This window comes from Vibrio sp. V31_P5A7T61 (assembly GCF_009904895.1).
GTDB lineage: Bacteria > Pseudomonadota > Gammaproteobacteria > Enterobacterales > Vibrionaceae > Vibrio > Vibrio metschnikovii.
The window spans coordinates 90,081-102,475 of record NZ_WXWI01000012.1 but is presented as its reverse complement, the minus strand read 5'-3'; the positions used below and the strand labels follow the sequence as shown (position 1 = coordinate 102,475).

The following is a 12,395-nucleotide window of genomic DNA, read 5'->3' as shown; positions in this document are numbered from 1 at the left end:
ATTTGAGCAGCACTGCGGTGCTGCTCTTTCCCACCTTATTTTTAAGCCTAAATAATAAGATTTTTAAATTTGTGACCGCCATCATTTTTTATTGACGGTAAATTGAATCTCTTCTACTATTTGCACAGCTTTTCATCTGAATAGTAGACCATCGTGACCATTCATCGCCTTAACATACTGATATTAGTATTGTTGATGAGCTTGTTTTTTGCTCAGGCGGCAGTGTACTCACAAAATCATCCGACACTTTCATTGAGTAACGCTCATCCTACTGTTGTTCAAGATGATACAAGCGCTGCAACTCAGACGTCGAGTAACGTCAACGACAATAAAGAAGCCGTGCAACCTCATCACGCTATCCCCCATTTAAACCATTACCGATTAAATAGCGAAGATGAATACGCCTCATTGGGGCTGATCCCTATCTACTACTTACTCGCTGAAATTGTCTTATTGCCTATTGCTATTCTATCGATTGGCTATCGCCCATTGTTCAACCACAATATTGATTGGTCTTATTATACACACCGTTCATCAACCTGTATTTATGGCTGTAACAATAACAACTTACAATACAAGTTTACCCATTCTCGTCATTACTAATTTAAGACTGGTTTAGTCTTTCATAAATACCATATTGCTAAAAACTGATCTTCTTTGATAGACGGTATGTATTTCTATACCTAAGCAACTAACTATCAGTAAGATAATGGTTTATCTTTCTAACCACTTAAATATTTTTAACTAATAACGAGTTATACACGATGAAACTTAAACATAAACTTATTCTTTCTTTATTAATACTCATTTTTATTATGAGTAGTTTTACTGCTTGGTCTGCACCTCATATACCTGTTATCAATAATATTATCTCAACTTATAACCCTACATGAGGAGTGTACAATGAAATTCATCCGTAATGAATGGGTATTATTTATAGGATTATTGACCGTCCTGTTTTTCAAAACGATCGGTAATGATATTTTATTAGGTTCTAGCACTAGCGTTTTGTATTGGTCTGCCGCTGGTTTTCTATTTATTATTGTTATGTCGTCTATCTTTGGTGTTGTAAAACACTCTGATGCATTAGCAATTAATCTTGGCGACCCGTTAGGCACTTTGATATTAACGTTATCGGTGATTTCCTTAGAAGTGATCATGATTTCATCGGTGATGCTTACTGGAGACTCGAATCCCGTATTAGCTAGAGACACCATGTTTGCTGTCATCATGTCGATACTAAACGGCTTAGTCGGTATAGCATTACTGATTGGGGGCCATAAATATCATATACAAAAATATAATATTCAAGGCATTAATTCTTATTTAGTGGCTATTGTTCCCTTAACTATTTTATGTTTAATACTACCCAATTTTACCAGTAAGAATGAGTTTGGTGAAATGTCCTTCATCCTTGCTTCGGCTTTGGTGGTTATCTCTATTATTCTTTATGGCATATTTTTGTATGTTCAAACAAAAAGCCATAGTTACTTCTTTATCGATGAAGATAACGATCATACCGATGAACATCATAGTATTCTAGGCAGCAATACTTATCACTTTTTATTATTATTTGGCTATTTGATTGTGGTTATTTTTCTTGCCAAGAGTATTGCTATACCTATTGATGCAAGTATTGGACACTTAGGAGCACCGGCTGCATTAGGTGGGCTAGTCGTGGCATTGTTAGTACTCGCTCCTGAAGGTGTGGGGGCGATCAAAGCTTCTTTGAATAATCAGTTACAAAGAGCCATGAATTTATTCTTTGGATCGATATTAGCAACGATATCACTTACCGTACCAGCGGTCATTGTTATCTCTAATATGATTGGGGAACCGATTATATTAGGTTTAGAGCCTGCACAAATGATTCTGTTGATCGCAAGTTTAATGGTCGCAAGTATTAGCTTCAGACATGGAAAAACAAATATCCTTAATGGAGTCACTCACTTATTTTTGTTCTTTATCTATATTGTACTGATTTTCGACTAACGCTTTCCTCCTCCATCATCGGCCTACGGCCGTATTGCTGGAGGAGTTGAGATCAAAACGGTTCACTTTCCTCTACCACCAGGCTGAATAAAACCGGTTAAAGAGTACACATAGTAAGCGTCAGTTCGAGTTTTTATCGTAAAGTCATTGAATAAGCGTATAGTTTTGGTTATTTAACTCTGACCCTCTACCGATTAGGAAAGAAGCATAATGAAAAAAACAACGCGGATCATGGCGGCGAAAAAGCACGTCGCTTTAGTCGCTCATGATAACTACAAAGGTGAGCTACTACGTTGGGTGGTTGAAAACCAGTCTAAGCTTGAAAAACATGAACTGTACGCAACGGGCACGACTGGGCATATGCTCAATAAAGAAACCGGATTAGCGATTACCAGCATGATTAGCGGGCCAATGGGCGGCGATCAGCAATTAGGCGCTAAAATTGCCGAGGGGAAAATTGATGCCTTGATTTTCTTTTGGGATCCGCTTAACTCTGTACCGCATGATCCAGACGTTAAAGCTTTATTGCGCATTGCGAGTGTGTGGAATATTCCTGTAGCCACTAACCGCGCCACAGCAAAATTTCTTTTTAATTCCATACTCATGGAGCAAGAAGTCGAGATTGAAATCCCTGATTATCAGGCCTATCTTGCTGATAGAACGTAATGCACTTCACTCCATATCGATAAGCGACGATGGATCTTTAAATACTTTCGTGTGATCGATGAATGATGGCCGTAAGAGAAGAGGCGTGTTATCACGCCTCAATACCGACTCAGACCATCGCCTGCTGCGATAAAATCACTCTGCAACCGGCCTCTTCCATCGCTTGCCAAGCGTTATCAATATCACCTTGTGATAGATTAACGCCTCGACAAGCATCTTTAATGACCCAAGTTTTAAATCCTAATGACACAGCATCCAACGCAGTAAATTTCACGCAGTAATCTGTAGCCAGTCCGGCAATGTACACATCGCTGATCGCATGTTGCTGTAAATACTCGGCTAATCCTGTTGCATGGCGACGTTGGTTATCAAAAAAACCACTGTAGCTATCGATATCAAGATGAGTCCCTTTGTAGATAATATGTTCGATAGCATCGAGATTAAGGCCTGCGATAAACTCCGATCCGGCGGTATTTTGTACACAATGATCCGGCCATAATATCTGTTCAATGCCAGAGAGCATGATAACTTCTCCGGGTGTTTTACCTTGAGTAGAAGCAAAGCTCGCATGCCCTGCAGGATGCCAATCTTTAGTGGCAATCACATGATCAAAATGAGGCATTAATAAGTTAATCACTGGGACGACACTCTGCCCTTCAGGGACAGGCAAAGCACCATCGGACGCAAAATCATTTTGCACATCTACTAAAATCAAAGCCTTATACATACTATTCCTTTATTCATATCGATTTACTGACTGGATATCCCTCGGTGAGCAACTCTTGGATAAAACAAGAGCCATTACCGCTGTAAGTTATCCAGACTTTCTCTTTGGCTCGGGTCATGGCGACATAAAATAGACGGCGCTCTTCTGCAAATGGAAAATCCACTTTAGATTGGGTCAAGGCGCTATCTAAATGACGGGCTTTCACTCGCGCGGGAAACTGCCCTTCATTAACCGCTAAGATAATAACAAAATCGGCCTCTTTGCCTTTACTCGCATGACAGGTCATAAACTCAATTTGCAGTGAGGCATATCGCCGTTGCCATTCTGCCAGATGCTCTGGTTGATGATAATGGTTACGACCTAATAACAACACCTGTTTCGGCACTTTAGCCTGACGATTAAGTTTATCGAGTATTTTTTCAATTTGATTACTGGCACACAGGACAACCGCTCGCTGCTTCTGCGACTTAAAACTATTTAGCGTCTTGGGTAACTGATGAGGATTTTTCTGCACAAACTGATTGGCAACCAAACCGATTTGATCGTTAAAACGATAAGTCGTATCAAGATGATGAATGGTCGATTGCGGAAAACGCGCTGCAAATTCCGTGGTTAAGTGAACATCCGACCCCGCAAATTGATAAATCGACTGCCAATCATCCCCGACCGCAAATAAATTAGGATGATTAGGCCCCTGTTCACACAACGCTTGTATCAACGCCAAACGAGCAGGTGAAATATCTTGGTATTCATCAATCATGATGAATTTCCAAGGTACAGAAAATTTGCCTTTGCGTACATAATCCGTTGCTTGGCTGATCATGATATTAAAATCGATCTGCTGCTCATCTTTCAGCATTTGCTGCCATGCTTGGTAGCAAGGCCAACATAAAGCAAGTTCACTGTTCAAGCGAGGATAATCAACATGATCAATGATGTGTTGCTGAATCGCTTTTTTCGTCGTGCCCAATTGGGCGAGTTGATCGAGTTGCTTTTCCAACCATGCGATCAATTTAGGGTTTTCAACGTGGTTGCCTAGCTCATCATCACCGACTAGATAAGCAATCGGCCACTGCGCCAAATGTTTCTGCCAACGCTTAAAGTTGGTAGGTGTCATCCAGTGGCGCTTTAACCAGTCCGTACACCATGCTTTTTTCAGCTTATCATCCAATGCCAACGGCGAAATCACGACGGATTGATTTTCCACTTGGTTAATGATCGACAACCCTAGTTGATGAAAGGTGTTAACACGAATCTTATCGGCGGCAAGACCAATCTTACTTTTTAAACGCTGATCCATTTCATTCGCGGCGTCTTTGCCAAAAGCCACCAACAATAGTTCATCCGCTTGCGCTAAGTGGCTCTGTAACAAATAAGCCACTCGAGCCGTGAGCACACTGGTTTTACCTGAACCCGCACCAGCAAGCACCAAGTTATGATCATCATTGATCAACACCGCTTGCTGCTGAGATACATTAAGCGGAGAGGATTCAAGTTGTGAAAAAAGAACCGTCCAATTTTGACGCTCAATGTCTAACCAAGCTTGATTGCGGGCTTGTAAGGCTTGATCGGGAGTCAGTAACCAAGGTACTAATGGCTCCATCGCATGAGGTAAATGTTTGATGGCTTCTTCTAAACTCATGTTCATCGCGGTTAGATCAGCAAAAACGTGATTGATCCATTCCTCTAGCGGCGAATGCGGTAAAAAAGCTGGCAAATGTTGTAAATGGTGCAGTTTTTGCTGCCATTGAGGTAAATGTAATCTCAATTGCTGACATTGCTGATCAAGCCATTGTTGATAGACGTTGACAATATGATGCGCAAACTGTCGAGCTTGTGGCCAAGGCAAACCTTGTACAACCCAAACGCGTTGCGTATCTTGCTCTGGATGAGCAAAAAATCGTAACTCCGCCCACAAAATCCCGCGTCGCACCTTCACTTGTCCGTTCCAGACGGTAAAAGGAATCCGCTCTTCACTGTGCAACGAAGAAAGCACCAAACGCTGATTTTCTAAGCCAACATGGTGATATTCATTAGCAATAAAAAATTGTGCAGTTTGGGTTGCACTTAGCTGCATTTTCGGCGATTCCTCTCGATTTTATCGACCTACATCATAACTCAATCATCAATAGCAATGAAAAATTAATGTCAATAATCAACAACTCACTAAGACAGAATGATACTTTTATTATTCTTGATCAGAATGTTAGCGTAAAGTTCTGCTAAACTGTGTGTTTTAAGGTTTGACATCGAATCTCACTGTGCAGCGACTTCATTTACTTCGCCTTTATTGGGCAAACAAAACCATTAATTACTGCCTACTGATCCTGATCACGCTCTTAGGTGTTGTCATTCCCGCTTGGCACTATCAAGTTAACACTTGGATAACCCCCCTGATCCTTGGGGTCATTGCCGCCGCCTTAGCAGAGCAAGACGATAAATTTACTGGCCGCTTAAAATCGATCGTCCTGACCTTTATTTGTTTTGCGATAGCCGCCTTCTCTATCGAAATTTTATTTGATACACCGTGGCTATTTGCGATTGGACTCTTTATTTCAACCTTCACTTTTATCATGCTGGGTGCCATCGGTACTCGTTACGCCAGTATTGCCTTCGGCTCTTTATTGATCGCCATTTACGCCATGCTCGGTGCCGACCAAAGTACGAACCTTTGGTTCCAACCGTTACTATTACTGACGGGCAGCGCATGGTATTACCTTCTGTCAATGCTGTGGCACGCATTTTGGCCAATGCAACCTGTCCAACAAAGTTTAGCCAACGTATTTGTTCAACTCGGCCACTATTTTGAGGCTAAAGCCGAGTTATTTTATCCTGTCTCCAATTTAGCCCCCCAGCCACATCGAATTAATGAAGCCAATTTAAATGGAGCAACCGTTAACGCGCTGAACCAATGCAAAGCGACCTTGCTTGCCCGCTCAAAACGAGGGCATGTGGATGGTGCCAGTGACCGTTTCCTTGGTCTGTACTTTGTGGCGCAAGATATCCACGAGAGAGCCAGTTCGACCCATTATCGCTACCAAGAGCTCGCAGAGTCTTTTGCACGTAGTGATGTGCTGTTTCGTTTTAAGCATCTGTTGCAAGCTCAAGCGCAAGCCTGCCACGATATCGCTCTCTCTATTCAGCTCGGCCAACGCTATCAGCACCGTAGTGATTCGATCATCGCCTTAGACGAATTACAGCTCTCTTTGACATACTTACAAGAGCAACAACAGTTAGAGTGGAAGCAATTATTAGCTCAGCTCAGCTATTTGTTTAATAATCTTGCTACGGTTGAAAAACAGCTCAGTAACGTCAGTAATCCCGATGTGCAAAAGACCGAAGATGATGTCTTACATGATACGGAAGCACACTCTATAAAGGCCATGTGGCAACGAATTCAAGCCAACTTTCATCGCGACTCATTACTGTTTCGTCATGCCGTTCGTATGTCTATCGCTCTCACCGCTGGCTATGGGATTTTACAAGGATTGGATTTAGACCGTGGATACTGGATATTATTAACCACCTTGTTTGTTTGTCAGCCTAACTACGCGGCAACACGGCAAAAGCTGGTTTCCCGTATTATTGGCACCCTCGCGGGGTTATTGATTGGCGTTCCTCTCCTAACACTTTTTCCCTCACAAGAGAGCCAGTTAGCATTTATTGTGATTTCCGGCGTGATGTTTTTCGCTTTTCGTCTCAATAACTACGGTTACGCGACCGGATTTATTACCTTATTAGTGCTGTTTTGTTTCAACCAGCTCGGTGCCGGTTACGCAGTGGTACTACCACGTTTAGCTGACACCCTGATTGGCTGTGCTCTTGCTGTTGCCGCGGTGGTGTTTATTTTTCCAGACTGGCAGTCAAAACGGCTACATAAGGTCATGGCCGAAGCCGTACAAGCCAATAAACAATATTTAGCGCAAATCATTGGTCAATATCGTATCGGTAAAAAGGACAGTCTGAGTTATCGGATTGCACGGCGTGATGCCCATAATCACGATGCTGCGCTTGCTGCCGCGGTCAGTAATATGCTCGCAGAACCGGGAAAGTATCGATCGGCAACCGATGAAAGCTTTCGTTTTTTAACCCTCAATCATGCATTACTGAGTTATATATCAGCGCTCGGCGCACACCGCACTCGAATCGATGATGAAAGCATCCATCAATTAGTGCTCGATGCCCATCGAGTTATTCATCAACATCTTGAAGTGTTGTATCAGCAATTATTTACCCATTGTGAACAGTGTGATACCAGCGATATCGACAATATTGGCTTGGAGAAACGGCTTTCTGAATGGCGAGAAGAGGATGATAGCTCTGCACGTATGGTGCTACAGCAGCTATATCTTATTTATCGAATGTTTCCAGAACTGCATTCTCTGGCGAGTAAATTTGCCGTCCGAGTGCATTGATAGTGAATAGCAACCACGACTCACCCGCGATGGGATAAAGTTGCACTCCAAGGCGGACCAGAGTATGCTTAAAAAAACAGCGAGGAAGTATTATGTCTGTCTCTGCCGTCTCTTCTGGTTATCCTATTCTTCAGCAGTCATCAAAAATGGCTGGCGAAGCGGCGCATGAAATTCAACAGGCTCAAATCCACACTTCTCGCGCATCGCAAGACCCTGCTTTGCAGCGCAATTCTCTTGAAGAGAAACCCACTCCCCCAAGCAAAAAGCCTGATACGGTTAACGCATTAATGAATCTCAACCAAGCTCAACAATACAATCGTGTTGGAGCAAGCGTCATTCAACGTGAACAAGAGATGATCGGTAGCTTACTGGATGTTCGTGTATAATCCCTCGCTCAGCGATAATCAGTCATCATCAACTGATGCCATTGACTACCATAAATTGTCAGCACCGATGACTAGTTATTGAGTTTGCTGATTCGCTCAGTACAATGCTCGAAAAATTTTAATTGTGATCTCTATGCCCAAATTTACTCTGCCATCGTGCGGAGAAAGTCACGCTTTCTCTGCGCTTTCATCTGCTGATTCATTACAAGATGCCTTAGCACCGCATTTTGAGCCAGCGAGCAAGACGCTGATCGCAAGCTCAAAAATGACCCCACACCATGTAGAAAAACGTTGGCAAGCCCTTAACCAACCTGAAGCACAGGCACAATTATGGGACGACCAGACTCAGCGTGATCTCACTCATTACAGTAAAAATATTGAATATTTTATCGGCACCGTAAAAGTCCCTGTAGGCATGGCCGGTCCGCTACGAGTCAATGGACTGCATGCGAACGACGACTTTTTGATCCCTTTAGCGACGACTGAAGCTGCGTTAGTTGCTTCTTATCATCGAGGATGTAAATTGATCACCGCCGCTGGCGGAGCCAGCGTGATGCTATTAAATGAAGGCGTCACGCGTACTCCAGTCTTTGCTTTTGATCATCTTGCGCAAGCCGGGCAATTTATCGCTTGGGTAACCACACAGTATGAGCATTTTAAACAGCTTGCTCAGGCAACGACCGCCCACGGTCAACTGCATGATATTAACGTGACCATGGAAGGTAACCACGTTTATCTGGTGTTTGATTACCTAACCGGCGATGCCTGCGGGCAAAATATGGTGACCATCGCCACTAACGCAGTCTTTGAATTTATCGTCCATCATTCTCCTATTAAGCCGCGACATGCTTTTTTGGATGGCAATTTATCGGGTGATAAAAAAGCCAATAGCCATGTTTTACGTCATGTACGCGGTAAAAAAGTCACCGCGGAAGTGCATCTCTCCGCGGAACTGATCAAAAAATACCTGCATACCACTCCTGAAACGATGGTGAAATTTGCCGAAATGACTACGATTGGAGGAGTACTGAGCGGTAGCGTTGGCATCAATGCACATTATGCAAATGCTCTCACCGCTTTCTCTATTGCTTGTGGTCAAGACCCGGCTTGTGTGGCGGAATCTGCCGTGGGAATAACGCGGATGGAGCTCAACTCACGAGGCGGACTGTACGCTTGTGTTACGTTACCGAACTTGATGGTCGGCACCGTCGGTGGTGGCACCTCACTGCCTAGCCAAAAAGCGTGCTTAGCACTACTTGGGCTAACGGGAAGCGGCAACGCACGAGCCTTAGCCGAAGTGGTGGCAGGTTTATGTTTAGCAGGAGAGCTATCGATTGCTGGGGCTTTCAGCGCAGGGCATTTTTCAAGAGCCCACCATAAACTTGCGCGCTGATCCATCCATAAAGGGAAGGTTACCCTTCCCTTTCCTAACGCAGCTTGAACTCAGCGTCACCTAGGGATGAGTTACCACAATATCTCGCTGGGTAACACTCACCCCTTTAATCTGGGCATAAACCTGCATACCAACGTATAAACCTAGCTCTTGTAACGCCCATTCGGTGATGGTTGACCATAGCCAACAGTCATCGCCGATCGTTAATTGCAAAGCAACACTTTTGCGTCCTTCTCCTTGCTGGAGATGCTCGATACGTGTGATTCTGACTGGTAAAATATTGCGAATTGAGGTCGCTTGAGGAAACTGTCGCGTCACTGATACATCAGTAGCACGGATTTGCAAACGAACTCTCTGCCCCTCTACCGCATCTTCAATTTGCTGTACCCATAAACCAACATCCTGACTCAAAGAGACATAGCTCAGCCCATAATCGAGACGATGATGAGTAACCTTGCCCAATAACAAAGTACTTTGTTCACTAAACGATTGCCATGGACGCATCAACGAGGAGGACCATACCTGCTCAATCGGTCCCGATATCAGCTCTCGTCCTTGATCTAATAACACTAGGTGATCCGCTAAACGCAAAATCTCACTCATGCTGTGAGTCACATACAAGATGGGAATGTTGATCTGCTGACCAAGGCGCTCTAAAAAAGGCATGACTTCTCTCTTGCGAGGTAAATCTAACGAAGCCAGAGGCTCATCCATCAACAATAAGTCTGGTTTGGATAATAAAGCCCGCCCCATCGCGACTCTCTGTTTTTCACCCCCCGATAAATCATGCGGATAACGTTCCAATAACGCATTTAAACCTAACAAACTCACTATCGACGTAAAATAGTCATCGTCAGCCACCGATACACCATAAGTCAGGTTACCACGCACCCGATAATGAGGAAAAAGTCTCGCCTCTTGAAAAACATAGCCAATTCGACGCCCCTCAATAGGAATATTAATCCCTTGCTCAGAATCAAATAACACTCGATTCGCTGTTTTTATATAACCGGAATCTGGTTGTTCTAACCCACTAAACAAGTTAATTAACGTCGTTTTTCCAGCACCTGAACGACCAAAGATGGCACTGACACCACGGCTGGGTAAGCGCAAATCGACATCAACCTGCATACAACCAAGCTGCTTTTTCACTTTTAGATGGATGTCAGTCATTACTTCATCCCCAATCGACGACGCATACGCCGATTCAACCATTCAGAAAAAAACAGCGACACTAAGGCAATCACAATCGAAATAATACACAAACGCGCCGCTTCCATTTCTGAGCCAGGAGTCTCAAGAAAATTGAACATCGCTAACGGTAGGGTTTGTGTTTCTCCCGGAATGTTCGAGACAAAACTGATCGTCGCACCAAACTCACCGAGACTGCGCGCAAAAGAGAGCATAGTACCGGTAATAATCCCAGGTAAAGTCAGCGGTAAGGTGATAGTAAAAAAAACTTTCAGCGGCGACGCCCCTAATGTGCGCGCGGCTTGCTCAAGCCGAGGATCAACCATTTCAATACTCAAACGAATCGCTCTGACCATTAAAGGTAAAGAAATCACAAAACAAGCGAGTACAGCTCCACGCCAGCTAAAGCTAAAAGACACACCGAGCCATGTCTCTAACCAGCGACCAATGACGCCTTGTTTGCCCATAGTAATTAACAATAGATAGCCAACCACAATCGGGGGTAGTACCAACGGGAGGTGAATAAGACTGTCGAGGAGACCTTTACCAATGAAAGTTTTTCTCGCCAATACCCAAGCAAGGATAATACCAATCGGTAACAACCAAATAATGGTATAAGTAGCGACTTTCAGACTGAGTTGCAGAGCAAGCCATTCATAATCACTGAGCAAACTGTTCATGCTCCATGTCTGTCGTAAAACCGTAACGAGCCAATATCGATTTTCCAACCGGTGACGTGACGTAATCAATAAAAGTTTGATTACTGGATTTATCACTCAGTCTTAGCAAAGGATAATGAATCATATCGTGTAAGCTGTCATCAAACACGGTTAAGGTCGTGACTTTATCCGTCGATTGAGCATCCGTTTGATAAACCATACCTAATGCGACCTCACCACGCTCCACGAGAGCCAGTGCTGAACGGGCATTATTGGTCGGAGCCAAATGAGGTCGAACGTCATCCCAAACCCCAAGCGAACTCAGCACTTGCTGAGCATAAATCCCAACAGGTACGGCATCCGTATTACCAACCGCCAAACGACTTTTAGCTAATCGCTGTAGCCATTGCTGCGAGTCAGCGACATCAAATGGTGCAGAGGAAGCCGTAGCAGGCTGGATCAACACCACACGGTTACCTGCAATTAAAGTTACATGCTCAGGACCGATATCTTGCTTATCGATCAGATACCGTGCCCAGTCATCGCTCGCTGCCAAAAACAGATCCGCAGGCGCACCGCGCTCAATTTGTCGGGCCAAAGAAGAAGATCCACCAAAGACCGGCACGACCCTTGTGGTATGGCTCGCCTGATAGTGCTTAATCAATTCGTTGACGGCGTTGGTCATCGATGAAGCGGCATACAAATGAAGCGTCTCTTGAGCAAACAATGATGGACTGAATGACAGTAGCAATAATGAAAACGCACATTTTAAACCTTTGAACATAGTGATATCGCTTCCCTAAATGGCGACCAAAACGGGTTAAGCAAAGTTCGAACTTTGGTTAACCGCTCATTTTGCGCCTATTTTACCAGCAAAGTCTGAATAGAAGATTGATTAATTTACTGAAATGGCCTGTAATTCGCATACGATTATTGTATCTTTACGCTTTCTTCTTCTTAGGATGA

Annotated in this window: 11 protein-coding genes; 6 read left to right on the top strand and 5 right to left on the bottom strand. The window is 43.8% G+C overall.

Translation table 11 applies throughout. From position 1 onward, the window contains the following. Positions 1 to 195: 195 nt before the first annotated feature. From CAG58_RS01565 to CAG58_RS01555, 3 genes are all read left to right on the top strand, one after another. Positions 196 to 603, top strand: coding sequence for a hypothetical protein (locus tag CAG58_RS01565; protein WP_158145358.1), 408 nt, complete (start codon positions 196 to 198; stop codon positions 601 to 603). 300 nt (positions 604 to 903) lie between these two features. Beyond that, entirely contained in the window at positions 904 to 1,992 is a 1,089-nt protein-coding gene (locus CAG58_RS01560) for a calcium:proton antiporter (protein WP_161429600.1), read from the top strand. A 210-nt stretch (positions 1,993 to 2,202) separates the two neighbouring features. Then, positions 2,203 to 2,658, top strand: coding sequence for a methylglyoxal synthase (locus CAG58_RS01555; RefSeq protein WP_004396666.1), 456 nt, complete (start codon positions 2,203 to 2,205; stop codon positions 2,656 to 2,658). A gap of 109 nt (positions 2,659 to 2,767) precedes the next feature. Here CAG58_RS01555 and pncA read toward each other — a convergent pair whose 3' ends face one another. Together pncA and helD are read right to left on the bottom strand one after the other, a co-directional pair. Further along, positions 2,768 to 3,385 (bottom strand): bifunctional nicotinamidase/pyrazinamidase, encoded by a 618-nt coding sequence (gene pncA, locus CAG58_RS01550; RefSeq protein WP_004396667.1) that lies wholly within the window; start codon positions 3,383 to 3,385, stop codon positions 2,768 to 2,770. A 13-nt stretch (positions 3,386 to 3,398) separates the two neighbouring features. After that, a complete protein-coding gene (helD, locus tag CAG58_RS01545; RefSeq protein ID WP_161425044.1) occupies positions 3,399 to 5,462 on the bottom strand; it encodes a DNA helicase IV in 2,064 nt (687 codons plus the stop codon). A gap of 184 nt (positions 5,463 to 5,646) precedes the next feature. On the opposite strand from helD, the gene yccS reads away from it, so the two are divergent. From yccS to CAG58_RS01530, 3 genes are all read left to right on the top strand, one after another. Next, positions 5,647 to 7,800, top strand: a complete 2,154-nt coding sequence (yccS, locus tag CAG58_RS01540) for a YccS family putative transporter (RefSeq protein ID WP_004396669.1) — start codon at positions 5,647 to 5,649, stop codon at positions 7,798 to 7,800. 92 nt (positions 7,801 to 7,892) lie between these two features. After that, positions 7,893 to 8,186: a hypothetical protein gene (locus CAG58_RS01535; RefSeq protein WP_004396670.1), complete on the top strand. Its 294-nt coding sequence runs from the start codon at positions 7,893 to 7,895 to the stop codon at positions 8,184 to 8,186. A gap of 133 nt (positions 8,187 to 8,319) precedes the next feature. After that, positions 8,320 to 9,579, top strand: a complete 1,260-nt coding sequence (locus CAG58_RS01530; RefSeq protein WP_161425045.1) for a hydroxymethylglutaryl-CoA reductase — start codon at positions 8,320 to 8,322, stop codon at positions 9,577 to 9,579. A gap of 60 nt (positions 9,580 to 9,639) precedes the next feature. Here the strand turns inward: CAG58_RS01530 and modC are convergent, their stop codons facing one another. The 3 genes from modC to modA are packed head-to-tail and all read right to left on the bottom strand — an operon-like array spanning position 9,640 to position 12,213. Continuing rightward, positions 9,640 to 10,752 (bottom strand): molybdenum ABC transporter ATP-binding protein ModC, encoded by a 1,113-nt coding sequence (modC, locus tag CAG58_RS01525; RefSeq protein WP_161425046.1) that lies wholly within the window; start codon positions 10,750 to 10,752, stop codon positions 9,640 to 9,642. Continuing rightward, on the bottom strand, positions 10,752 to 11,450 hold the full coding sequence (modB, locus tag CAG58_RS01520) for a molybdate ABC transporter permease subunit (RefSeq protein ID WP_050782752.1): 699 nt from the start codon (positions 11,448 to 11,450) through the stop codon (positions 10,752 to 10,754). Before modB ends, modC begins: the two co-directional genes overlap by 1 nt. Next, a complete protein-coding gene (modA, locus tag CAG58_RS01515) occupies positions 11,431 to 12,213 on the bottom strand; it encodes a molybdate ABC transporter substrate-binding protein (RefSeq protein WP_161425047.1) in 783 nt (260 codons plus the stop codon). Before modA ends, modB begins: the two co-directional genes overlap by 20 nt. Positions 12,214 to 12,395 lie beyond the last annotated feature (182 nt).